The organism is Oceanobacillus salinisoli (assembly GCF_009733865.1).
In the GTDB taxonomy this organism is placed as follows: domain Bacteria; phylum Bacillota; class Bacilli; order Bacillales; family Amphibacillaceae; genus Oceanobacillus; species Oceanobacillus salinisoli.
In genome coordinates this window covers 12,227-36,309 of sequence record NZ_WOFB01000015.1, presented here as the reverse complement: position 1 = coordinate 36,309, position 24,083 = coordinate 12,227, and the positions used below count along the sequence as shown (strand labels likewise).

The 24,083-nt window shown below is 38.2% G+C and carries 21 protein-coding genes and 1 other annotated feature; all 21 genes read left to right on the top strand.

The window, feature by feature from the left end; all coding sequences use genetic code 11:
* Positions 1-55: 55 nt before the first annotated feature.
* On the top strand, positions 56-1,189 hold the full coding sequence (ftsZ, locus tag GMJ66_RS11280) for a cell division protein FtsZ (protein ID WP_156290423.1): 1,134 nt from the start codon (positions 56-58) through the stop codon (positions 1,187-1,189).
* 1,249 nt (positions 1,190-2,438) lie between these two features.
* Positions 2,439-3,359, top strand: coding sequence for a sigma-E processing peptidase SpoIIGA (gene spoIIGA / locus GMJ66_RS11275; protein WP_156290422.1), 921 nt, complete (start codon positions 2,439-2,441; stop codon positions 3,357-3,359).
* A gap of 15 nt (positions 3,360-3,374) precedes the next feature.
* Entirely contained in the window at positions 3,375-4,100 is a 726-nt protein-coding gene (gene sigE, locus GMJ66_RS11270; protein ID WP_156290421.1) for an RNA polymerase sporulation sigma factor SigE, read from the top strand.
* A 122-nt stretch (positions 4,101-4,222) separates the two neighbouring features.
* Entirely contained in the window at positions 4,223-5,008 is a 786-nt protein-coding gene (gene sigG, locus GMJ66_RS11265; RefSeq protein WP_156290420.1) for an RNA polymerase sporulation sigma factor SigG, read from the top strand.
* Positions 5,009-5,828: 820 nt separating this feature from the next.
* Entirely contained in the window at positions 5,829-6,101 is a 273-nt protein-coding gene (locus GMJ66_RS11260; RefSeq protein ID WP_156290419.1) for a YlmC/YmxH family sporulation protein, read from the top strand.
* A 144-nt stretch (positions 6,102-6,245) separates the two neighbouring features.
* Positions 6,246-7,055, top strand: a complete 810-nt coding sequence (gene pgeF / locus GMJ66_RS11255; protein ID WP_156290418.1) for a peptidoglycan editing factor PgeF — start codon at positions 6,246-6,248, stop codon at positions 7,053-7,055.
* Between the two features lie 27 nt (positions 7,056-7,082).
* A complete protein-coding gene (locus GMJ66_RS11250; RefSeq protein WP_197046671.1) occupies positions 7,083-7,754 on the top strand; it encodes a YggS family pyridoxal phosphate-dependent enzyme in 672 nt (223 codons plus the stop codon).
* A gap of 27 nt (positions 7,755-7,781) precedes the next feature.
* Positions 7,782-8,210, top strand: coding sequence for a cell division protein SepF (locus GMJ66_RS11245; RefSeq protein WP_156290417.1), 429 nt, complete (start codon positions 7,782-7,784; stop codon positions 8,208-8,210).
* A 6-nt stretch (positions 8,211-8,216) separates the two neighbouring features.
* Positions 8,217-8,483, top strand: coding sequence for a YggT family protein (locus GMJ66_RS11240; RefSeq protein WP_156290416.1), 267 nt, complete (start codon positions 8,217-8,219; stop codon positions 8,481-8,483).
* 29 nt (positions 8,484-8,512) lie between these two features.
* A complete protein-coding gene (locus GMJ66_RS11235) occupies positions 8,513-9,289 on the top strand; it encodes a YlmH family RNA-binding protein (protein ID WP_156290415.1) in 777 nt (258 codons plus the stop codon).
* Between the two features lie 192 nt (positions 9,290-9,481).
* Complete coding sequence (locus GMJ66_RS11230; protein WP_156290414.1) at positions 9,482-9,985, top strand: DivIVA domain-containing protein; 504 nt, start codon at positions 9,482-9,484, stop codon at positions 9,983-9,985.
* 53 nt (positions 9,986-10,038) lie between these two features.
* Positions 10,039-10,258 (top strand) — a binding site (T-box leader).
* Between the two features lie 61 nt (positions 10,259-10,319).
* On the top strand, positions 10,320-13,070 hold the full coding sequence (ileS, locus tag GMJ66_RS11225) for an isoleucine--tRNA ligase (protein ID WP_156290413.1): 2,751 nt from the start codon (positions 10,320-10,322) through the stop codon (positions 13,068-13,070).
* Between the two features lie 622 nt (positions 13,071-13,692).
* A complete protein-coding gene (lspA, locus tag GMJ66_RS11220; RefSeq protein ID WP_156290412.1) occupies positions 13,693-14,163 on the top strand; it encodes a signal peptidase II in 471 nt (156 codons plus the stop codon).
* Positions 14,160-15,071 (top strand): RluA family pseudouridine synthase, encoded by a 912-nt coding sequence (locus GMJ66_RS11215; protein ID WP_156290411.1) that lies wholly within the window; start codon positions 14,160-14,162, stop codon positions 15,069-15,071. Before lspA ends, GMJ66_RS11215 begins: the two co-directional genes overlap by 4 nt.
* Before the next feature lie 197 nt (positions 15,072-15,268).
* Positions 15,269-15,811, top strand: coding sequence for a bifunctional pyr operon transcriptional regulator/uracil phosphoribosyltransferase PyrR (gene pyrR / locus GMJ66_RS11210; protein ID WP_156290410.1), 543 nt, complete (start codon positions 15,269-15,271; stop codon positions 15,809-15,811).
* Between the two features lie 156 nt (positions 15,812-15,967).
* A complete protein-coding gene (locus GMJ66_RS11205; protein ID WP_156290409.1) occupies positions 15,968-16,894 on the top strand; it encodes an aspartate carbamoyltransferase catalytic subunit in 927 nt (308 codons plus the stop codon).
* Positions 16,848-18,137, top strand: a complete 1,290-nt coding sequence (locus GMJ66_RS11200; RefSeq protein WP_156290408.1) for a dihydroorotase — start codon at positions 16,848-16,850, stop codon at positions 18,135-18,137. The genes GMJ66_RS11205 and GMJ66_RS11200 overlap by 47 nt, the downstream gene beginning before the upstream one ends.
* A complete protein-coding gene (locus GMJ66_RS11195; RefSeq protein WP_156290407.1) occupies positions 18,130-19,230 on the top strand; it encodes a carbamoyl phosphate synthase small subunit in 1,101 nt (366 codons plus the stop codon). Before GMJ66_RS11200 ends, GMJ66_RS11195 begins: the two co-directional genes overlap by 8 nt.
* Positions 19,223-22,423 (top strand): carbamoyl-phosphate synthase large subunit, encoded by a 3,201-nt coding sequence (gene carB, locus GMJ66_RS11190; protein WP_156290406.1) that lies wholly within the window; start codon positions 19,223-19,225, stop codon positions 22,421-22,423. The genes GMJ66_RS11195 and carB overlap by 8 nt, the downstream gene beginning before the upstream one ends.
* Complete coding sequence (locus GMJ66_RS11185) at positions 22,420-23,175, top strand: dihydroorotate dehydrogenase electron transfer subunit (protein ID WP_156290405.1); 756 nt, start codon at positions 22,420-22,422, stop codon at positions 23,173-23,175. The genes carB and GMJ66_RS11185 overlap by 4 nt, the downstream gene beginning before the upstream one ends.
* On the top strand, positions 23,175-24,083 hold the full coding sequence (locus tag GMJ66_RS11180) for a dihydroorotate dehydrogenase (protein ID WP_156290551.1): 909 nt from the start codon (positions 23,175-23,177) through the stop codon (positions 24,081-24,083). The genes GMJ66_RS11185 and GMJ66_RS11180 overlap by 1 nt, the downstream gene beginning before the upstream one ends.

The following is a 24,083-nucleotide window of genomic DNA, read 5'->3' as shown; positions in this document are numbered from 1 at the left end:
ATACTTAAATCTATAAAACTCGTGTGATTTGCGTAGAAATTAGGAGGAACGAAAAATGTTAGAGTTTGATACAAATATGGATGAATTGGCAACGATAAAAGTCATTGGAGTTGGCGGCGGCGGTAATAACGCTGTTAATCGAATGATTGAACATGGTGTAGAAGGTGTTGAATTTATCGCAGTAAATACCGATGCACAGGCTTTAAATCTATCAAAAGCGGAATTGAAAATTCAAATTGGCGGCAAGCTGACAAGAGGTCTGGGTGCAGGTGCAAATCCGGAAGTTGGAAAGAAAGCAGCCGAAGAAAGTAAAGAGCAAATTGAAGAAGTTTTACAAGGTGCTGATATGGTATTTGTAACGGCAGGAATGGGTGGTGGTACCGGAACCGGTGCTGCTCCAGTAATAGCTCAAGTGGCAAAGGATTTAGGGGCACTTACTGTTGGTGTAGTTACCAGACCTTTCACTTTTGAAGGCAGAAAACGCTCTACACAAGCCATTTCTGGTATTGATGCTTTAAAGGAAAGTGTCGATACGTTAATTGTTATTCCAAATGATCGCTTACTTGAAATTGTGGATAAGAATACACCAATGCTGGAAGCTTTCCGTGAAGCTGATAATGTGTTACGACAAGGTGTTCAAGGTATTTCCGACTTGATTGCAAAACCAGGCTTGATTAATGTTGACTTTGCTGATGTTAAAACGATTATGCATGATAAAGGCTCAGCACTAATGGGGATAGGGATAGCTACTGGGGAAACACGTGCTACAGAAGCAGCGAAGAAGGCTATTTCTTCTCCTTTACTTGAAACGTCTATTGATGGTGCCCATGGTATATTAATGAACATTACTGGTGGAACGAATCTTAGTCTATATGAAGTTCAGGAAGCGGCTGATTTAGTAACGTCTGCTGCAGATAAAGAAGTGAATGTTATTTTTGGATCTGTTATTAACGAGAATTTAAATGATGAAATTGTCGTAACGGTTATTGCAACTGGTTTTGATGAACTAAATAAAAAACAGGAAGCAAAACCAAGACAGCAGCGACCAGTCATTAATCATAATCAGCATGCAGCAGCAAAAGAGGAGCCTGTACAACAACGGGAACAGGTCCAACGTCCCAGACAGCAGGAAGATGATGAACTGGATATACCAACTTTCTTAAGAAACCGCAATCGAAATAGAAGATAATGATACATGGCAAACGAGTGAGAAATATCGCTCGTTTGCTTTTTGTTTTTGGCTGTATTATACAATATTGTTGCTTTTTTGCGGGAAAATTTTATTTCGCATTTAATATAAACACCGGAGTAACTTTAGATGCTAAGTTGGTGTTGTACCTACCGCTACGGAAATACACTATGCGCACCTTAGGGCGACCCGTGAGCCTCCTCGTACTATCGCGTCTTTAGGGGTCTCACTCTGGTCACTGTTCCCGCAGGAGTCTCCGTGTATTTTCTCCGCTGGTCTAGTGCTATTCACCATTCTACTTGAGTGTTGCTAACCGGTGTTTGATTGAATCTGAGCGCAGTTTATTTCTTTAGAGTACTCTCTCTTTAAGTAAAAAGAAACTTATCATACGTCACTATTATAGAGGTTATAGCTATACATTAATTAGAAAACCAGTACTAGCGTAGGCAGAATACGAAGACTCCTCGAAAATAAAAATCGATTTTCTTCGTGCGATGTATTGCTGCCGAAGTGGTCCTTGTCCTGTGGGAATAGCACGTTCCAGACCTGAGCACGGCATCTTTCCGCGAGGAGGCTGAGGACGTGCCCACGAACCGTAAGTATTCTGCCGGAGCGAATGAAGCCCGCCATTATCATTAGAGCAAGCGAGAGCAACACAATAGCAATTTTCATTAGTCCAGGAGTTTATACCAATTTAGGAAATGGTAAATTTTATTGACTGTATAATTTACACCACGTAATTAACTGGCTGTAAGGTCATCACTTCAAGAATTCGGGATATTTCAAGAAGGATAAGTGGGTCGGGTCGGACAGCTAGTAAACTACTTATTTGTTCATCTAACTATCAGTAGGGGGGAAAACCTACTAATAAAGATATGCTTTATTCCGGTATAAAAATCTCTAGCTTCGGATGTACCATGCTTTGCACGGGAATGGCAACATGAAATCTCCTCGCATAGAGGATGATTTCGCACTTAGGTAAACAAAGGTAACGTATCTTTCTACTTTAAGTTTCTTCAAATAAGTTTCGACAAATGGATACCCTGTAAACTGGCACTTTCATACTCTCTATCAGAATCCTCCCGACAAACTCCTCAATAACTAGTTAAAATTAGCCTGTTTCTGCATACAAGAAATGACAGACTTTGCTGCTGAGATTGGTTATACTTCTCAGTAAATCCTAACCATTTAGAACATAAGATATTAAATTTAAAAGAGTTAAGTCCTCTTTTAAGAGAGGAAGAGTGAGATGACCATCTACCTGGATGCGGTCTGGGCGTTAAATTTTTGCTTGGACTTTATGCTCTTATTGCTTACAAAAGCATTAGCAAGAGATAGTACTAAAATGATCCGAATTATTTTAGGGGCATTTGTTGCTTCCTTAATTGTACCGATTACCGTATTTTATCCGGATTCAATCTTTTCTGGGGTAGTTGGTAAAATTTTATATTCTCTCTTTATTATATTATGTTCTTTTGGTTTTATAACGATTTATCGGTATTCAAAACTACTTTTATTGTTTTATTTCACAACATTTTCCATAGGAGGTGGACTCGTAGGATTACATTTTCTTTTTTCCAATCCAATTGCCGTATCATCAGGCGGCTTGATGACGTTTAATAAAGGATATGGAGATCCGGTTAGTTGGCTATTTGTCATTATTGGATTTCCATTTGTATGGTATTTTACCAAGGCCCGTATGGACAAGCACGCATCGGAAAAAATCCGGTATGATCAACTTTATTCAGTAACAATCCAAATCAAGGATAAAAGTTTTTCCACTACGGGTTACATAGACAGCGGTAATCAGCTAGTGGATCCTCTAACAAAAAAGCCGGTCATTATTTGTGATGAATCATTTCTTAAACAGTGGTTTACCGAAGAGGACTGGCAAAGTTTAAAAAGGGCTCATGATCATTTTGATATGGAACAAATCCCGAAAGAATGGCAAACGAGCATTCAGATTGTTCCCTATCAAGGGGTACAGGGTAGTAATATGTACCTGTTTGCTATTCGTCCGGAACATTTGATTGTGTACTACGGTGAAGAAAAAATTAAAAGTCGTAAATTATTAATTGGGATTCAGTTTGCAGGACTTACGAAGGACAATAGTTATCATTGCTTACTTCATCCTCAAATTATTCAATTAGCTACCATTCATTCAGCATAGAAGGAGAGATGAGATGTGAAATTTTGGAAACTGCGATTACGTCTTCGTTTAAAGTGGTATAAGTTACTCGTTCGACTAGGTTTTAAAACGGATGAAATATATTATATAGGAGGAAGTGAAGCACTTCCTCCACCACTTTCCAAACAAGAAGAGCAGGAATTATTGGTATTGCTGCCAAAAGGTGATAAAACGGCACGGTCAATATTAATTGAACGAAATTTACGCTTAGTCGTTTATATCGCTCGTAAATTTGAAAACACTGGAATTAATATTGAGGATTTAATAAGTATAGGAACAATTGGCTTAATTAAAGCAGTAAACACATTTAATCCAGAGAAAAATATTAAATTAGCAACATATGCTTCAAGATGTATTGAAAATGAAATTTTAATGTATTTGCGTCGGAATAACAAACTCAAATCAGAGGTTTCCTTTGATGAACCACTGAATATTGACTGGGATGGTAATGAATTATTACTTTCAGATGTCCTTGGTACGGATGATGATATAATAACTAAAGGACTAGAATCCGATGTAGATAAAAGTTTGCTGAAAGCGGCATTATCAAAACTGAATGATAGAGAAAAACAAATCATGGAACTAAGATTTGGCTTAGTCGGTAAGGAAGAAAAAACACAAAAAGATGTAGCCGATATGTTAGGGATTTCACAATCGTATATTTCCCGTTTAGAAAAGAAAATAATCAGGAGACTGAAAAAAGAATTTAATAAAATGGTCTAGGCTTAGTTAGTTAAGGTTTTGACAGGTAATGGTATTTTTTTCAAGCTCCTAGCATTGCATAAAAACCCTCTCGAGAGGAGATACTGTCCATGAACAGCATCACCATCCGGGAGGGTTAACATATGACTAGACACAAAGTTGAGATTTGTGGGGTTGATACATCGAAGTTACCAGTACTCAGCAATGAAGAAATGAAGGAACTATTTACAAGAATGCAACAAGAAGGAGATATATCTGCACGGGAAGAACTAGTGAATGGAAATCTGAGACTAGTTCTTAGTGTTATCCAGCGGTTTAATAATCGGGGAGAATATGTAGATGATCTATTTCAAGTAGGTTGTATTGGATTGATGAAATCTATAGATAATTTTGATTTGTCACATAATGTACGATTTTCGACCTATGCTGTTCCTATGATTATCGGAGAAATTAGAAGGTATCTCCGAGATAACAACCCTATAAGAGTTTCAAGATCGTTAAGAGATATTGCATATAAAGCTTTACAGGTAAGGGAAAAATTGATTAATAAGACTTCTAAAGAACCAACCCCAGCTGAAATTGCTGAAGAGATGGGAATCCCCCATCATGATATCGTTTTTGCTATGGATGCCATTCAAGATCCCGTTTCCCTATTCGAGCCTATATATAACGATGGTGGAGATCCGATTTACGTCATGGATCAAATTAGTGATGATAAAGATAAAGATTCCACATGGGTAGACAAGCTATCTTTGAAAGAAGGAATGTATAAGCTAAATGAAAGGGAAAAAATGATTTTAAATAAACGTTTTTTTCAAGGGAAAACGCAAATGGAAGTGGCAGATGAAATCGGAATTTCCCAAGCACAAGTATCCCGTCTAGAGAAAGCAGCAATCAGCCAAATGAATAAGCAGATGTTTGAAGGATAATAATTGCAATATTATAGCAGATCATTTTTGTTTCGTATTCGCAAAGTGAGGCTGGGGCAAAAGTGTTCTAGTTAAAAAAATCCGAACGATGATTCAAAATTCTTCCATTAGAATTTGAATTAGTTCGGATTTTTTCTTTTATTAAGGCTGTTTTCAGATGGCTATTTTCTAAAAGATTATTGCTTTTAAATGGAAATTTTGTGTCGCATTTTATATAGACTGCAAATATATTTAATTTGAGATAATACTACCGCTGCGGAAATACACTACGCGCACCTTAGGGCGGCTGGTGAGCCTCCTCGTGCTGTCTTCTTTAGGGGGCTCACCGATGCCTCTTTTCCCGCGGGAGTCTCCGTGTATTTCCTCAGCTAGTTTGGTGCTTTTGGCTTTCTAGCATGTGATTATGCTATAAAATATACTCTACCACTATTAAGATGGTTGATTGTAGCGGAGGGCAGTCGACTCCTGCGGGAATAGCACGTGTCCAGACCTGAGCAGGAAGTGGTTTTCTTCCGAGGAGGCTGAGGACGTGCCCTAAGATCCGCGACTGCCCGGAGCGGAAATCATCATAGCCCCCATCCCATCAGACATTTATTCTTAATTAAGTTAGTCAGGAGTTTATATCAATTCATAACAAAAAAACTTTGCGAAAAGAGCCTTTCATAAAGATTTGAACGTCGAGTACTCTTCCCGTTGATTAATCTCCCAGCTCCTTTTTCTGTACGATTAACATATTTTAAAACAAAATACATAAATCTTTTTATTCTATATGAAAATATTGTACATCCTCGCATATAGTGTAGTAAGGTGGGTGATTAGTATGGTTACATTATCAGAATTGCAGCTAAAAGAAGTTATTCTAATTGAGGATGGGCGTAGGTTAGGAAATATTTCGGACCTTGAAATTAACCCTGATACAGGGAAGATTGAGGCGTTTATTTTATTGGTAAAGGATAAGAAAGGAAATTTTTTTAGCAGGTCCGATGAACTGATTATTTCCTGGGATCAGATTGTCCGAATAGGTTCAGATGTTATACTGGTAAGAGAAGCGAAGGGGCCACTACTGCTCACACAGTCATATTCGCATAAATAAGAAAAATTACTGTAAGATGTGCTAAAATATTAGAGGAACTCGCATTCACTCGTGACTGTTAGCGAAATTTGGCATCGTTACACGATATTGTTGAAATTCCATGTTTACTTCATGTAATAAAATATATTTCAGGGGGACTAAATAATGATCGAAGCATTTTGTCAAAGTGATGACTCTTTTTTACATATAAAAAAATGGCAGCAATTACATCCAAAGTTAATAGCTGGGTTTACAACAAGAAATGGAGGAGTAAGTGCTCCTCCATTTCATACACTCAATTTTGGTCTGCATGTCCCAGATAATCAAGAAGATGTAATAAAAAATCGCAACATTTTAGCGAATAAACTTCATATTCCGGTTGCAAATTGGGTGTCTGGTGAGCAAGTACATCAAACATCCATAAAGGTCGTTTCTGAAGAAGACAAAGGAAAGGGCTCTATTTCATATGATAGTTCATTAAAAGGAATAGATGGCCTTATAACCAATAAAAAAGGAATCCTCTGTACAGCGTTTTTCGCCGATTGTGTACCAATCTATTTTTTTGATCCAGTGAGTGAATACATTGGAATAGCACATGCAGGGTGGAAGGGCACTGTCAATGGAATGGCAGAAAAAATGGTTTTGGCTTTGAAAGAAAAAGGTGTTCAAACAACCAATTTGTTAGCTGCAATTGGACCTTGTATTTCCCAAGAAATGTACGAAGTGGATGAAAGAGTAGTGAGCACCATTGATGGAAAATATCGGGAGAAATGTATCATTTCTAAAGGAAATAATCGTTTTTTATTGAATTTAAAGCAATTAAATGTAGAAATCCTTTTACAATCTGGTATATTACGTCATAATATAGAAGTGACAAATTATTGCACATTTAAAGATGATGCGCTATTTTTTTCACATCGAAGAGATAAAGGGAAAACAGGAAGAATGCTAGGTTTCCTAGGATATTTAGCTTAATTATACTAGGGAGGAGAAATGATAATAATGGATGTAGCAGAAAATTTGAAAGAAATTGAAGAAAACATGAGAAAAGCCTGCGTGAAAAGCAATCGTAATTTTGATGAAATAACGATTATCGGAGTGACGAAATATGTTACAATAGAACGAGCAGAAGAGACAATTGACGCAGGGATTAAAAATCTTGGCGAAAATCGAAATGAAGGTTTTCTTGAAAAATACGAAAAAATAGGTAACAAAGCAAGCTGGCACTTTATTGGAACACTGCAGTCACGTAAAGTTAAAGATGTCATCAATAAAATCGATTATCTGCATTCCCTTGATCGCAAGTCACTGGCAAAAGAAGTGAATAAACGAACAGAAAAACCAGTTAACTGTTTTGTTCAAGTGAATGTCAGCGGGGAAGAGTCAAAACATGGACTAGCCCATGGTGGGGTGCTGCCTTTTATTGAAGAACTAGAAAAATTCCCTAACATTCGTGTTGTTGGCCTAATGACCATGGCACCTCACATTGATGATAGAGAAGAAATTAGAGGTGTTTTCAGACAATTAGCAGAGTTAAGGGGTCAAATAAAAGAAAAAAATTATAAGCATGCCCCATGTGAATATTTATCCATGGGGATGAGCAATGATTATGATATTGCAATTGAAGAAGGGGCAACCCATATTAGAATAGGTTCCAAATTAGTGGGGAGTTAAATATTTTTCCATAGTGGGGTGAAACAAATGAGCATAAAAAACAAAATAAAAAATTTCTTTGTAGAAGAAGATTACGAGTATGAATATGTAGATGAAGAACAAATGCCCGAAAGTAAATTTAATGCAAAGGCAAAAAGTCAAAATGTCGTCAGCTTGACAAGTGTTCAGCAGCCGAATTCCAAAGTGGTATTATGCGAGCCCAGGACGTATAATGAAGCACAGGAAATAGCTGATAATATTGTTAGTAAACGAGCTGTTGTCATTAATTTACAGCGAGTGGACCGCAATCAGGCTAAACGTATTGTTGACTTTTTAAGTGGAACGGTTTATGCGGTCAATGGTGATATTCAAAAACTGGGTGCAGAAACATTTTTATGCACACCCGAGAATATAGATGTTTCTGGTTCTATTACAGATAGTCTATTTAATGAAGATGATTATGAAAAAGGATGGTAACAGCAAATGGGTTCATTATTACAAATATTAGATTTAGCCCTTAACTTATACAGTTGGGGAATAATTATTTATATTTTTATGTCATGGTTTCCTGGAGCAAGGGAATCTGCTTTTGGTGAGATGTTAGGAAAAATTTGTGAACCTTATTTAGAGGTGTTTCGTAAATTTATCCCACCACTCGGTATGATAGATTTTTCACCAATTATAGCCATTTTTGTTTTACACTTGGCTAGATTAGGGTTATATGAGTTTTTTAGAATGTTTTTATTCTAATGTAAGGCTTTTACAAATAGGAGTTTCTAATGGATATTTATCAGCATTTTCGTAAAGATGAACATGAGTTTATTGATCAAGTCCTTTCATGGAAAGAGCAGGTTGAAAGGACCTTTATACCTAAACTGACTGATTTTCTTGATCCAAGAGAACAGCAAATTTTGGAAATGTTAATTGGAACAAATCAGGATGAATTACAGCTCCGCCTTTATGGTGGTGGAATTCACAGTGAAAGAAAACGTACGGTTATTGCACCTTATTATGAAGAGATAAAAGAGGACACATACCAACTTAGTCTCTTGCAGGCATTTTATCAAGATAAGTTTGTTTCACTTGACCATAGGGACGTAATGGGTGCCTTTTTATCATTAGGCATGAAAAGAAAAAAACTGGGTGATATTTTTGTAGGGGATGGAATCGTACAACTCGTGACAGCAAATGAAATAGCAGCCTATGTGCTAACTAACTTAATTTCCATCAAAAAAACAAACATATTATTCGAGGAAATTCCGTTAAACCGTTTGATAGAAATGGAAAAAAACTGGAACGAAGCGGATAAAACGGTCTCCTCCTTACGCCTGGATGCAGTTCTTAAAGAAATTTATCATATTTCCAGAAAAGATGCCGCAGAATATATAAAAAAGCAATTGGTTAAAGTTAATTATAAAACGGTAGACCAAGTTAATTTCCAACTGCAGGAGGGAGATCTGCTTTCACTCCGAGGAAAAGGACGAAGCCAATTAGTTAGGATTAATGGACAATCCAAAAAAGAAAAATGGAAAATAACGATAGCGGTTTTAAATTAGGTGTTTTTCGCAGCGGTTGGTTAGCAGTATCTACTTAGTCCGGAGTTTCTATATTTATTGGCAAAGAAAACCATTTTTAAAAATTAGTTTTATTTTTTGCAGGATTTAAGGCTTTTTTGTCGAATAGTTAGTTGAAAACAAAAACGTTCTTATATGATTATTATCTATTATTTTTATAAGGAGGTGGCCAATGTGCCATTAACACCACTGGATATTCATAATAAAGAGTTTACAAAAAGTTTTCGTGGTTATGATGAAGATGAGGTAAACGAATTTTTAGATCAGGTCATCAAAGATTATGAGATGGTGATCAGAGATAAGAAAGACATGCAAGAACAATTGAATCAGTTAAATGAAAAATTGGGACATTTTACAAATATTGAAGAAACATTGAATAAATCGATATTGGTTGCACAGGAAACAGCAGAAGAAGTGAAAAGCAGTGCAACGAAAGAGTCAAAATTAATTATTAAAGAAGCGGAAAAAAATGCTGACCGTATTATAAACGAAGCGTTAAGTAAGTCACGGCGAATTTCGATTGAAGTGGAAGAATTAAAGAAACAGGCAAAAGTTTTCCGTACAAGACTAAAAATGTTAGTAGAGGCTCAGTTGGAGATGATTGAAACGGACGATTGGGAGGACTTATTTGATACAGAAATGGGTGAAGAGCTCGAATTAATAGAAAATGAATCGTAAATCTTGACGAAATGCACGATTTTACATATAATTCATAAACAAGGATAATAAGTCGAAATACGATGACGGAGACAGTATAAAAGCAGCCTTACTGGATTAGCGAATCAGGATATGGTGGAAGCCTGGTCAGTAATGCTTTTAGAACATCACTCCAAAGTATCCAATATGAAACAAGTAGTATTGGACGGTGATCCACGTTACGGATATCGAGTGAATTTAAAATGCTTATTTTGAATTTATAAGGGTGGTACCGCGAGTCTTCTCGTCCCTTTTGGGATTTGAGAAGGCTTTTTTAGGTTAGATAAGTATAAAAACAACTTAAGGAGGAAGCAAAATGGACTACAAAGACACGTTGTTAATGCCTAAAACAAAATTTAAAATGCGTGGAAATTTACCAAATAAAGAGCCGAAAAGGCAAGAACAATGGGATGAATTAAAATTATATGAGAAGGTTCAGGAAAGAACAAAGGGAAGACCATCATTCGTTTTACATGATGGGCCGCCATATGCAAATGGCGACTTGCACATTGGTCATGCCCTGAATAAAATTTTGAAGGATTTTATTGTACGTCATAAATCTATGACTGGATATCATGCTCCGTATGTTCCCGGCTGGGATACACATGGTCTGCCAATTGAAACAGCGTTAAGCAAAAATAAAAAAATAGACCGTAAAAAGTTAAGCATCGCGGAATTCAGACAAATGTGTGCTGAATATGCGTTAGGCCAGGTAGATGGACAGCGATCTCAATTCAAACAGCTTGGTGTTCGAGGTGAATGGGATAATCCTTATTTAACCTTAACAAAAGATTTCGAAGCCGCACAAATTCAAGTATTTGGTGAAATGGCTAAAAAAGGCTATATTTACAAAGGCTTGAAGCCAGTGTACTGGTCGCCATCATCCGAATCCGCATTGGCAGAAGCAGAAATTGAGTATTATGATAAACGCTCTCCTTCCATTTATGTAGCCTTTTCTGTGACAGATGGAAACGGGGTACTCGATAAGGGAGATAAAATTGTTATTTGGACAACAACTCCATGGACAATTCCAGCGAACCTAGGAATTAGTTTACATCCAGACTTGGATTATGTTGCTGCAGAAGTTGGGGAAGATAGATTTGTTGTTGCACATGAGTTGTTGGAAACCGTTGCAGCAGAATTAGGATGGGAAAACCCTCAAGTAGTCCAAACATTTAAAGGAAAAGAACTGGATAAAGCCGTTACAACACATCCATTTTATGACCGCGAGTCAATTGTAATGCTAGGAAAACATGTAACAACAGATGCTGGGACGGGTTGTGTTCATACCGCACCAGGGCACGGGGAAGATGACTTCTATGTTGGTAAATCCTATGGCTTAGAAGCGCTATCTCCTCTGGATGACAAAGGGGTATTCACCTCTGAAGCACCAGGATTCGAAGGGCTATTCTATGATGATGCAAATAAAGTCGTAACAGAAAAACTTGAAGAAGCTGGGGCATTATTGAAACTTTCATTTATTACTCACTCGTACCCGCATGACTGGCGTACGAAAAAGCCAACTGTCTTCCGTGCAACATCACAGTGGTTTGCTTCGATTAAAGACTTTCGTCAAAACATCCTGGATGAAATCAAACAGATTAACTGGTATCCAAGCTGGGGTGAAACAAGATTATATAATATGGTTCGTGATCGTGAAGATTGGTGTATTTCCCGTCAACGTACATGGGGAGTTCCAATTCCAGTATTTTATGGGGAAGATGGTACACCGATTATTACCGATGAAACCATTAATCATGTGTCTAAATTATTTGCAGAACACGGCTCAAACGTTTGGTTTGAAAGGGAAGCAAAAGACTTACTACCTGAAGGCTTCACATCAGAACATAGTCCAAATGGTACATTTACAAAAGAAACAGATATCATGGATGTATGGTTTGATTCAGGATCATCCCATCAGGCTGTCTTGCTTAATCGCGAAGGACACAGAAGACCTGCTGATGTGTACCTGGAAGGAAGTGACCAATATCGTGGCTGGTTCAACTCGTCCATTTCAACTGCGGTCGCAGTAACTGGAAAAGCACCATATAAGAACATTGTCAGTCACGGATTTGTACTTGACGGGGATGGACGGAAAATGAGTAAGTCATTAGGTAATGTCGTTCTCCCATCTAAAGTGCTCAAACAGTACGGTGCGGATATTTTACGTTTATGGGTGGCATCTGTTGATTATCAAGCAGATGTACGTATTTCCGATGATATTTTAAGACAAATTTCGGAAAGTTACCGTAAGATCCGTAATACATTCCGATTCATGCTTGGTAACTTAGCAGACTTTGATCCAAACACAGATCGAGTAGCTGATGAGGAATTGGAAGAAGTAGATCGTTACATGCTCAACCGATTACAGCAATTGATTACAACGGTACGTGAAAGCTATGAAAGATTTGAATATTCTCCGATCTATCACAGTATTCATAACTTTTGTTCGGTAGAATTGAGCTCGTTCTATTTGGACTTTGCAAAAGACATCCTATATATTGAGGCTGCTGATAACAAGCGACGTCGTAGTCTGCAAACAGGTTACTATGAAATCCTCACTTCATTAGTGCAGTTGTTGGCTCCAATTATTCCACATACTGCAGATGAGGTTTGGGAATTCATTCCTGGTGTTGGAGCGGAAAGTGTTCAATTAACAGATATGCCTGAACCTAGAAAATTGGCTGGGTTTAATGAAGAAAAATGGAGTCACTTCATGAAGGTTCGTGATGATGTATTAAAAGCTTTAGAAGAAGCTAGAAATGAGAAAGTCATTGGTAAATCATTAGAAGCAAAAGTGACCATTGTACCAAAAGACAACGAAACGAAAGAAGTGTTGGAAACTATGGAACACTTACATCAATTATTAATCGTTTCAGAAGCAGTTGTCACAGACACTGTGAACGGTGCGAAGGATTATCGTTATGTAAGTGTAGCAGTGGAAAATCATCCTGGTGAAAAATGTGAACGCTGCTGGGTATCATCTGATACAGTTGGCGAGGACCATGACCACCCAGAATTATGTACCCGCTGTGCTAGCATTGTTAAAGAAAACTATAGTGCATAAAGATGAAACGAGGTACAAATCTATTTGTACCTCGTTTTTTGCTATTAATAAAATAGTTATTTTCGTTAGTAATTGTTGCTTTTATTCTTCACAGTTAATATATACATCTGATGAGTGCACTGCCCGATTCCGCTCCGGGCAGTCGCGCACCTTAGGGCACGCTTCAGCCTCCTCGCGGAAAACCGCCGCTGCTGAGGTCTTGACACGTGCTTTTCCTGCAGGAGTCGACTGCCCTCTGTTCCAATCAACCAGCTTAATAGTGATTAGCTATCCTAATAATTTATTTAGCTAAATTTTAATGTTGGGAAGCACAAAACTAGCGTAGTGTATTTCCGGAGCGGTAGATTAAGCTTCAACATATATAAAGTTACTTCACAGTTTATTTATTTTGTGTCAAAAACAAATTTTTTCGGTGGCAAGAGTAGCGCATTCCCAATCTTATAGAAAGCAGCCACTATAAGATACTAAAATATGTTATTGTTCTTAATACAGGGTAATGAGGAGAAACACTCCACAAGGTTGTAAATGTTCTCATTTTCATTGCTTGCGCTTTTGTTCTTGAAAATTTATCCATTAACGTATAAGATGAATAAGAACTTCAGATAGAATCGGGGGATATTCGATGTATTGGTATTACATCATTGCTCTTCTTATTATTGGAATAGATCAATTAACGAAATGGATGGTTGTTCGCTCCATGGAGATTGGGGAGAACATATCCATCATAGATGGTTTCTTTTATCTTACATCACATCGCAATCAAGGTGCTGCATGGGGAATATTAGAAGGCAGGATGCTATTCTTCTATATTGTAACGGTCATTGTTGTTATCGGTGTGGTTTATTACATGCAAAAATATGCCCACAGTGATAAATGGTTGGCTTTAGGGTTAAGCTTTATATTAGGAGGAGCAATTGGTAATTTTATTGACCGCTTGTTCCGTCAAGAAGTAGTTGATTTTTTTGACTTCTACATATTTAACTATAATTTTCCAATTTTTAACGTAGCTGACTCAGCATTAACCGTTGGCGTTATTTTTGTTATTATTGCTACGATTCTAGAGGAAACAAAGAAAGGAAAAACAAAATCATGAGTGCTTTTCAACATGTTGTAACAGCAGAACAGGAAAAACAAAGAATTGATAAAATACTTTCAGAACTAAATGCAGAGAATTCCCGTTCCCAGGTCCAAACATGGATTGCAGATGGTTATGTTACGATTAATGGCGAAAGGGTAAAAGCAAATTATAAATGTCAAGCAGGGGATGAAATAGCCTGGACAATCCCGGAAGCAGAGCCATTGGAATTAACACCTGAAAACATCCCACTGGATATTATTTATGAGGATCGTGACTTATTGGTCGTAAATAAGCCAAAAGGAATGGTTGTACATCCATCTGTAGGTCATGGAAGTGGGACGCTGGTTAATGCACTTCTATACCATTGTGATGATTTATCAGGGATTAATGGGGTGGAAAGACCAGGTATTGTTCATCGTATTGATAAGGATACGAGCGGGCTTTTAGTCGTTGCTAAAAATGACTTGACACATACTGATTTATCCGAACAGCTTGCATCCAAAGAAATAAAACGTAAATATGAGGCCATCGTTCATGGAGAAATCCCTCATGAAACAGGTGTCATTGACGCACCGATAGGGAGAGACCCGAAAGATCGCCAAAAAATGGGGATTGTTGATCAAGGAAAGCCCGCAGTGACTCATTTTCGTGTCATTCAAAGTTATCCTGACTATACCTACATTGAGTGCCAATTGGAAACCGGGAGAACCCATCAAATACGTGTCCATATGAAATATATTGGTTATCCTCTCGTAGGTGATCCGAAATACGGTCCAAGAAAAACACTGGAAACGAATGGGCAAGTGCTGCATGCGAAAATACTGGGTTTTAGACATCCAAGAAGGAACGAATGGATGGAATTTGAAGTCGAGGCACCAGCCTATTTCAAGGAAGTTATTAACTATATTGAAAAAATATATTGACATCCTGACTAGAATTTGAAATAATAAGGACAATTAAATAAAAGCCCTTTTAAAAATAGTCCAGTGAGGCTAAAAAAGGAACGGTGATATCAAAGATACTATACGTATATCCAAATCCCTTTTTCCTCATACATGGAATAGGGTTTTTTTAATGTAAAATCATTTGTGAAGTTATGAAATAGGGAGTGCTGCAACAGATGAAGAAAAAAGCGGAAATATTAGATGCTGCTGCAATGAACCGAGCATTAACTAGAATGGCACATGAAATATTAGAAAAGAATAAGGGAGGAGAAGACCTTATTCTAGTAGGGATTAAAACAAGGGGAGTACCGCTAGCAAAAAGAATCCAGGAAAAAATAAAACAAATTGAATCCATGGATGTGCCAGTTGGTGAAATAGACATAACCCTTTACCGCGATGATTTAGAAAAAGTAACACAAAGTACAGATCCAGAATTAAAGTCTACAACAATTAATGAGGATTTATCTGGAAAGAAATTAATCTTAATTGATGATGTTTTATATACAGGCAGAACCGTGCGTGCTGCTATGGATGCAGTCATGGATAATGGGAGACCATCACTTATCCAGCTGGGAGTATTAGTGGATCGAGGGCACCGGGAATTGCCAATCCGAGCAGATTATGTTGGGAAAAACATTCCAACTTCAGAAAAGGAAATTATTGTCGTTCAATTAAGTGAAACGGATGAAGAAGATAAGGTTTCGATATATGAAAAATAAATGAGTTCAACTTTTAATTAAATCCAGAGAGATTTAAAAGGTTGTTTAATGGAGCGTGTACAGCGGAAAAGCATACTACACGTGTACCTCTTTGCAGCCTTTTATGCAAAGAGGTTTTTTTATGGGGAAAATGTCTAACAAATCTAAGGAGGAGCTATGAAACATTTTATTTCAGTTGATCAGTTGCCAGTAAAGGATATATACAACGTTTTAAGAAGAGCGGAATATTATCGTTTGAAAGATTTTAAACTCAATCATCAACTATTTGTAGCGAATCTGTTTTTTGAACCTAGTACGAGAACAAAAATGAGCTTTATCGTTGCACAGCGAAAGTTAGGGTTAGAATCATTAGACTTCCATTCAGAGTCTTCCAGCGTTTTGAAAGGAGAATCCTTATATGATACAGCGAAAACCTTTGAAGCAATTGGTGCGAATATGCTGGTCATCAGACATGAATTGGATGACTGGTTTGATCAATTGAAAGGTAAACTTTCCATACCGATCATCAATGCCGGTGCAGGGAAGGCAGAACATCCTACACAGTGTATGCTTGATTTATTAACGATATATCAGGAATATGGAACATTTTTAGAGGTAAAAGTCGCTATCGTGGGGGATATCAAACATAGTCGAGTAGCTAGGTCAAATGCTCAGGCACTGCAAAAATTGGGTGCGGAAGTTTACCTTTGTGCAGCGCCTGGATTTGAAGATGAAGAACTGGGCATGCCATATATACCGATTGATAAAGCTGCGGAAATCTGTGATGTTATGATGCTATTACGAATTCAGCATGAAAGACATGTTCATCAAGCGGAAACATCCAATTACCTAAACTTATATGGATTAACGAAAGAAAGAGAACAAAAAATGAAAGACAATGCAATCATTATGCATCCAGCACCGATTAATCGAGGGGTGGAGATTGATACAGAGCTTGTAGAGTGCTCCAGGTCACGAATATTTAAGCAAATGGCTAATGGAGTCTATATAAGAATGGCTATCATCATGGAATTATTAGAAGAGTGGGGGATTATAAATGAGAACAATTTTAAAGAACGCAAAGCGTTTGCTACCGTCAAATAAATTGGAAGACTGTGAAATCTTAATAGAGGATAAGCAAATAAAGGAAATTCGTTCTGTCATTAACGAAGAAGCAGATAGAGAAATAGATGTCAAAGGAAATGTTGTTTTACCTGGTTTTGTCGATGTCCATATACACCTCAGAGAACCTGGTGGGGAACATAAAGAAACCATTTTGACCGGAACGAAAGCAGCAGCACGCGGAGGTTATACCACCGTGTGTTCCATGCCGAATACCAATCCTGTACCTGACAGTTCAGAAACAGTAAACGCGCTATTTGAAAAAATTAAACAGGATGCGCAAGTACGTGTCCTTCCATATGCTTCGATTACGAAAAATTTAAAAGGTGAAGAATTAACGAATATCGAGGAACTTGCTGACTTGGGAGTGTTTGCCTTTACAGATGATGGTGTTGGCATACAAACTGCAGATTTCATGCTTCAAGCGATGGCGCGAGCGAAAAAAGCAGGAGCTTCCATTGTTGCACACTGTGAAGATAACTCCATTGTGTACGAAGGTGTTGTTCATGACGGCAAGGTGAGTCAATCTCTTCATCTACCAGGAATTCCTCCCATAAGCGAATCCGTCCAAATTGCCAGAGATGTACTATTAGCAGAAGCAACTGGGTGTCATTACCATGTTTGCCATGTCAGTACGAAGGAATCTGTTCGTGTGATTCGAGATGCAAAAAGAGCTGGAATTCATGTTACAGCCGAGGTTACACCACATCATTTATTGTTAAATGAAGAGGACATTACAACTGCCTCTACAGACTTTAAGATGAATCCGCCGCTTCGTGCTAAAGAAGATCAAGAAGCTTTATTGGAAGGATTAATCGATGGAACCATTGATTTTATTGCAACAGATCACGCACCACATGCCATGGAAGAGAAAGCAAAAGGGATGCTTGAAGCACCATTTGGGATTGTAGGGCTGGAAACAGCGTTTTCTCTTCTGTATACCAATCTGGTACAAACAGAAAAAATAACACTTCATCAATTAGTAGAATGGTTATCTATTAAACCAGCTGAAGTATTTACATTACCATATGGCAAATTAGAAGAGAATGCAGCAGCAGATATAACCGTAGTAAACTTAAATAAAAATAGTGTCATAGATAAAGAAACATTTTTTTCTAAAGGGAAAAACACACCATTTCATGATTGGAAAGTCACCGGGCAGCCAGTCTTAACGATGGTTGAAGGAAATGTCGCATACATTGATGAGGAGGATATTCATGGCTAAACGACAATTGATTTTAGAAGATGGGACAGTATTTATTGGCACATCATTTGGCAGTGAACGTACACAATCTGGAGAAGTAGTGTTTAATACGGGGATGACAGGATATCAGGAAGTCATTACAGATCCATCTTACTGCGGTCAAATGGTTACGATGACTTATCCGCTTGTGGGAAATTATGGGATAAACCGAGATGATTTTGAGACAATCACACCTTTTATTAATGGATTTATTGTAAAAGAAGTTAGTACTTCACCATCTAATTTTCGAAATGAGGAGAGCTTGGACCACTTTTTAAAGGCCCATGATATACCAGGAATCTCTGGGATTGATACTCGAAAACTTACTAAAATTATTCGTAAATACGGAACAATGAAGGCAATGATTGCTGATATGGATCAATCTGCAGAAGATATAGCTGCAAAACTGAAACATACAAGTTTTCCAACGGATCAGGTCAGCCGTACCTCCACTGTAAAACCATATGTTGTTCCAGGTCGCGGGATGCGAGTGGTCATGGTTGATTTTGGTGCAAAACATGGAATTTTAAGAGAATTAACGAAGCGGGATTGCCATATTACGGTGGTACCTTATAACTACAGCGCGGAAAATATTTTACGGTTAAAACCAGATGGAATTATGTTGACAAATGGCCCTGGAGATCCAAAAGATGTTCCAGAAGCTATCAAAATGATTAAACAGGTTATTGGCAATATACCGATTTTTGGAATTTGCCTTGGTCACCAGCTGCTCGCACTTGCAAATGGAGCAGATACAGAAAAATTAAAATTTGGCCACCGAGGTGCCAACCATCCAGTCAAAGATATTCATACAAATAAAACGTATTTAACTTCACAAAATCATAGTTATGCGGTAAGCGAAGCGTCATTGAAAGGTACAGGACTGGAACTGACACAAGTAGCATTAAATGACAGTACAGTAGAAGGCATCCGACATACTCTGTATCCGGCATTTTCCGTTCAGTATCATCCGGAAGCATCACCAGGGCCAGAGGATACGAACTACCTGTTTGACGAATTTTTAAACATGATGAAAGAGAATCTCACCAAGAAAGAGGTGGAAGTGTATGCCTAAAAATAATGCAATAGAAAAAATTCTAGTTATTGGATCAGGACCGATTGTGATCGGGCAAGCAGCAGAATTTGACTACTCCGGAACACAAGCATGTCAGTCGTTAAAAGAAGAAGGATATACGGTTATCCTGGCAAATTCCAATCCAGCCACGATTATGACGGATAATACCGTAGCAGATAAGGTATATATGGAACCTTTAACGGTTGAGTTTTTAACAAAGATTATTCGGAAAGAACAGCCAGATGCCTTACTACCGACATTAGGTGGGCAAACAGGTCTGAACTTAGCGATTGCTTTGGAAGAAGCAGGAGTTTTAAAGAAATATAATGTCTCCTTACTTGGTACTTCATTAGAAGCCATCCAAAAAGCCGAAGACCGTGAGCAATTTAGAACCTTAATGCAAGAGTTGGGTGAACCAGTGCCTGAAAGCAGAATCGTTCATACGGTAGAAGAAGCACTCGACTTTGCGAGTGAAATTGGCTTTCCTTTAATTGTTCGCCCCGCATATACACTTGGCGGTACAGGTGGTGGGATGTGCTATAACGAAGAAGAACTGAAGGAAATTACAAGAAATGGTCTTTCCCTATCCCCAGTTAGTCAATGTTTAATTGAAAAAAATATTGCAGGTTTCAAAGAAATTGAATATGAGGTCATGCGTGATAAGAATGATCAGGCAATTGTCGTGTGTAACATGGAAAATGTCGATCCAGTTGGAATCCATACTGGAGATTCGATTGTTGTTGCCCCATCACAAACATTAAGTGACCGAGAATACCACTTGTTGCGGAATGCATCACTAAAAATTATCCGTGCCTTAGAAATTGAAGGTGGATGTAATGTTCAATTGGCGCTGGACCCAAATAGTTTTGATTACTATATTATTGAGGTTAATCCTCGGGTAAGCAGGTCTTCTGCACTCGCTTCGAAAGCTACGGGTTATCCGATTGCGAAAGTGGCTGCCAAAATTGCAGTCGGCTATACATTGGATGAAATCATGAACCCTATTACTGGTAAAACATATGCCATGTTTGAGCCATCCTTGGACTATGTTGTATCGAAGTTCCCTCGTTTCCCATTCGATAAATTTATCATGGGTGACAGAAAGCTGGGAACGCAAATGAAAGCAACAGGAGAAGTCATGGCAATTGGGCGGAACTTTGAAGAGTCGTTATTAAAAGGTATTCGCTCCCTGGAAAGTGGTACAGAGGAACTTTGGCAAAAGGCTTTGGAAAACGTAGAGAAGGATGTATTAATCAAGCGTCTGAAAAAAGCTGATGACGAGCGGATCTTTATACTTGCAGAAGCATTCCGCCGCGGGATGACCATTGATGAAGTTTTTGATTTAACGAAAATCGACCGGTTCTTCTTAGTAAAAATTCAAAATCTGATTCATCTGGAAATTGAAATAAAAGAACATCCATTTTCTGTGGAAATCTTGGAAACAGTGAAAGAATTAGGTGTATCCGACGTACAAATTGCTAGACTATGGGGAGTGTCGGTTGACGAAGTCTATGCTTTCCGTACGAAAAAGCAAATTGTACCAGTTTATAAAATGGTGGATACATGTGCTGCAGAATTTGAATCAGAAACACCGTATTTCTACAGTACGTATGAGGAAGAAAATGAATCCATCGTTTCTAATCGCAAAAAAATCCTTGTTCTGGGATCCGGACCGATTCGAATTGGACAAGGAATCGAATTCGATTATGCGACGGTACATTCCGTACTTGCAATTAAGGAAATGGGTTATGAAGCAATCATTATGAATAATAATCCGGAAACGGTGTCTACAGACTTCAGTATTTCCGACAAACTTTATTTTGAGCCATTAACATTGGAAGATGTTATGCATGTTGTAAACCTTGAAAAGCCAGAAGGAGTTATTGTTCAATTTGGAGGGCAAACAGCGATTAATCTTGCCGCAGGATTGGAACGAAGAGGGGTCAAAATTTTAGGAACAAGTCTGGAATCGATTGACCGTGCAGAAGATCGGGATAAATTTGAAATTTTATTGGATGAACTGGATTTACTTCGTCCCAAAGGAAAGGCAGTACGAAAACTAGATCAGGCGTTAGATGTTGCCAATTCTATCGGATACCCTGTATTAGTGCGCCCATCCTATGTTATCGGCGGAAGCAAGATGGAAATTGTTTACAGTGATGATGAACTTCATAGTTACTTGCAAAAAACGGATAAAGTGGATCCCAAACATCCCATCCTAATTGATAAATATATTACCGGAATTGAAGTGGAAGTAGATGCTATCAGTGATGGAGAAACAACGATTGTTCCAGGAATCATGGAGCATATTGAACGATCAGGAGTTCATTCTGGTGACTCGATGGCCGTTTATCCACCACAGCGAATCAGTCAAGCCGTAAAACAAAAATGTATGGATGCTGCAACAAAAATTTCGGCAGCTCTTCGCGTCAAAGGGCTGATTAATATCCAATTTATTATCCGTGATGAAGATGTATATATCTTAGAGGTGAATCCAAGAGCAAGCCGAACCATACCATTCTTAAGTAAAATTACCGAAGTAACGATGGCAAATATCGCTACCAAATGTATATTAGGAACAAAATTAGCTGATTTAGGATACGAAACAGGAATACTACCTGAAAAAGACCAGGTTTCTGTTAAAATTCCAGTCTTCTCCTTTGAAAAGCTGCGCAGTGTAGATATCATTCTTGGGCCAGAAATGAAATCGACTGGCGAGGCAATTGGTTATGACAAGACATTGGAAAAGGCACTTTACAAAGGATTAATCGCTTCCGGAATTAAAATTCCACAAGAAGGTGGTGTGCTATTAACGGTTGCCGATAAAGATAAAGAGGAAATTCAGGAAATTGCGGACCGATTCCATCAACTAGGTTTTCAGCTATATGCAACCAAAGGTACGGCAGAATATGTCCAGCAACTAGGAATTCCTGTAGTGAAGGTGGAAAAGGTTGGATCCAATGAACCAAACGTTCTTTCTACGATTGAAAGCGGGCATGTTCAATTTGTCATCAATACGTTAAATTCTGGTAAAAAACCGCGTTCAGATGGTTTCTTAATTCGCAGGGAAGCAGTCGAGCATGGAATTGCATGTCTAACGAACTTGGATACAGCAAATGCGATATTAAATGTTATTGATTCCACCACGTTCAGTGCGAAACCTATGACAGATCAAGAGGCAGTGGTAATATGATCAAAAAAGAAAGCATGCAAGTGATTTCATCTAAAGAAATTGCTAAAGACACGGTTGAAATGAAGCTGGAAAATTCATATATCAGTGAGACAGCAGTACCGGGACAATTCCTTCATATCTTACTGGAAGGTCATTCACTAAGAAGGCCGATTTCGATAGCAGATGTTGATAAAGAAAAAAAACTAGTTACGATCTTGTTTAAAAAATTAGGTTCAGGTACTGAGCAATTAGCGGAAGTAAATTCTGGTGCATTACTTGATGTTTTAGGGCCAGGCGGGAATGGTTTTACGGTGGATACGAAAGGTAAATCTACTGTACTGCTTATAGGTGGAGGGATTGGTGTCCCTCCTATGTATTACCTCGGTAAAACATACGCTAATCAAGGTATAAATGTTATTTCTGTATTGGGATTTCAGTCCAAAGAACATGTTTTTTATGAAGAGGAATTCCAAGAATTAGGAGAAACCTTTATCGTAACGAATGACGGTTCATACGGGGATAAAGGATTTGTTACGAATGCCCTTCATAAAGTTGGAAAGTTTGACAACTACTATTCTTGTGGACCACTACCAATGTTAAAAGCAATTACAAATAAACTGCAGGAAAAAACGGGTTTTATATCCTTGGAAGAAAGAATGGGATGCGGGGTTGGAGCGTGTTTTGCCTGTGTGCTGCCAACAAAAACAGAAAAGGGCTATAAGAAAATATGCAGCGATGGTCCTGTATTTGATGCCAGGGAGGTTGTCCTATGATAGATTTGAAGGTTCAGTTACCTGGCTTGAACTTGAAAAATCCGATCATGCCTGCCTCTGGTTGCTTTGGGTTTGGCAGAGAATATAGCCAATTTTATGATTTAAGCAAATTGGGTGCGATTATTATGAAGGCGGCAACGGGAAGGGAACGATTTGGTAATCCTACTCCACGTGTTGCAGAAACGTCATCAGGAATGTTAAATGCAATAGGTTTACAAAACCCTGGCGTAGAAAAAATCATAGAAAACGAAGTCCCGTTTTTAGCAAACTATGATACGTCCATAATTGCAAATGTCGCAGGAAGCACAATCGAAGAATATGAATTAGTTGCTGGAACTTTTAATGCAACAAAAGATGTTCATGCGCTGGAATTAAACATTTCCTGTCCAAATGTAAAAGAAGGCGGTATTCAATTTGGTACCAATCCATCTATGGCTGCTAAGGTAACGGAGAAGGTGAAAAAGGCAAGCAATTTGCCAGTCTATGTCAAACTGTCACCAAATGTTTCTGATATTGTTGGTATGGCAAAAGCGGTAGAAAGTGCAGGAGCCGATGGTTTGTCCATGATTAACACACTAACAGGGATGCAGATTCACTTACCAACTAAACAGCCGCTTATAGCCAATAAAACAGGTGGTTTATCAGGGCCTGCCATTAAACCTATCGCAGTTCGAATGATTTATGAAGTGAAACAGCATGTATCGATTCCAATCATTGGAATGGGTGGAATTACTAGTGCGGAGGATGTACTGGAATTTTTGTTAGCCGGTGCAAGCGCAGTAGCAGTCGGAACTGCTAATTTTACGAATCCACTCATATGTTCTGAAATTATCGATGCCCTTCCAGCTACTTTAGAAAAATACGGATTTACTTCTGTGGAAGATGCCATCGGAAAGGTGGTTATATAA

What these genes read in the sequence shown, in the direction of transcription:
- ftsZ (WP_156290423.1), top strand. Translation starts at nt 56, where the DNA reads ATGTTAGAGTTTGATACAAATATGGATGAATTGGCAACGATAAAAGTC.
- spoIIGA (WP_156290422.1), top strand. Translation starts at nt 2,439, where the DNA reads ATGACCATCTACCTGGATGCGGTCTGGGCGTTAAATTTTTGCTTGGAC.
- sigG (WP_156290420.1), top strand. Translation starts at nt 4,223, where the DNA reads ATGACTAGACACAAAGTTGAGATTTGTGGGGTTGATACATCGAAGTTA.
- GMJ66_RS11260 (WP_156290419.1), top strand. Translation starts at nt 5,829, where the DNA reads ATGGTTACATTATCAGAATTGCAGCTAAAAGAAGTTATTCTAATTGAG.
- pgeF (WP_156290418.1), top strand. Translation starts at nt 6,246, where the DNA reads ATGATCGAAGCATTTTGTCAAAGTGATGACTCTTTTTTACATATAAAA.
- GMJ66_RS11250 (WP_197046671.1), top strand. Translation starts at nt 7,083, where the DNA reads ATGGATGTAGCAGAAAATTTGAAAGAAATTGAAGAAAACATGAGAAAA.
- GMJ66_RS11245 (WP_156290417.1), top strand. Translation starts at nt 7,782, where the DNA reads ATGAGCATAAAAAACAAAATAAAAAATTTCTTTGTAGAAGAAGATTAC.
- GMJ66_RS11240 (WP_156290416.1), top strand. Translation starts at nt 8,217, where the DNA reads ATGGGTTCATTATTACAAATATTAGATTTAGCCCTTAACTTATACAGT.
- GMJ66_RS11235 (WP_156290415.1), top strand. Translation starts at nt 8,513, where the DNA reads ATGGATATTTATCAGCATTTTCGTAAAGATGAACATGAGTTTATTGAT.
- ileS (WP_156290413.1), top strand. Translation starts at nt 10,320, where the DNA reads ATGGACTACAAAGACACGTTGTTAATGCCTAAAACAAAATTTAAAATG.
- lspA (WP_156290412.1), top strand. Translation starts at nt 13,693, where the DNA reads ATGTATTGGTATTACATCATTGCTCTTCTTATTATTGGAATAGATCAA.
- GMJ66_RS11215 (WP_156290411.1), top strand. Translation starts at nt 14,160, where the DNA reads ATGAGTGCTTTTCAACATGTTGTAACAGCAGAACAGGAAAAACAAAGA.
- pyrR (WP_156290410.1), top strand. Translation starts at nt 15,269, where the DNA reads ATGAAGAAAAAAGCGGAAATATTAGATGCTGCTGCAATGAACCGAGCA.
- GMJ66_RS11205 (WP_156290409.1), top strand. Translation starts at nt 15,968, where the DNA reads ATGAAACATTTTATTTCAGTTGATCAGTTGCCAGTAAAGGATATATAC.
- GMJ66_RS11200 (WP_156290408.1), top strand. Translation starts at nt 16,848, where the DNA reads ATGAGAACAATTTTAAAGAACGCAAAGCGTTTGCTACCGTCAAATAAA.
- GMJ66_RS11195 (WP_156290407.1), top strand. Translation starts at nt 18,130, where the DNA reads ATGGCTAAACGACAATTGATTTTAGAAGATGGGACAGTATTTATTGGC.
- carB (WP_156290406.1), top strand. Translation starts at nt 19,223, where the DNA reads ATGCCTAAAAATAATGCAATAGAAAAAATTCTAGTTATTGGATCAGGA.
- GMJ66_RS11185 (WP_156290405.1), top strand. Translation starts at nt 22,420, where the DNA reads ATGATCAAAAAAGAAAGCATGCAAGTGATTTCATCTAAAGAAATTGCT.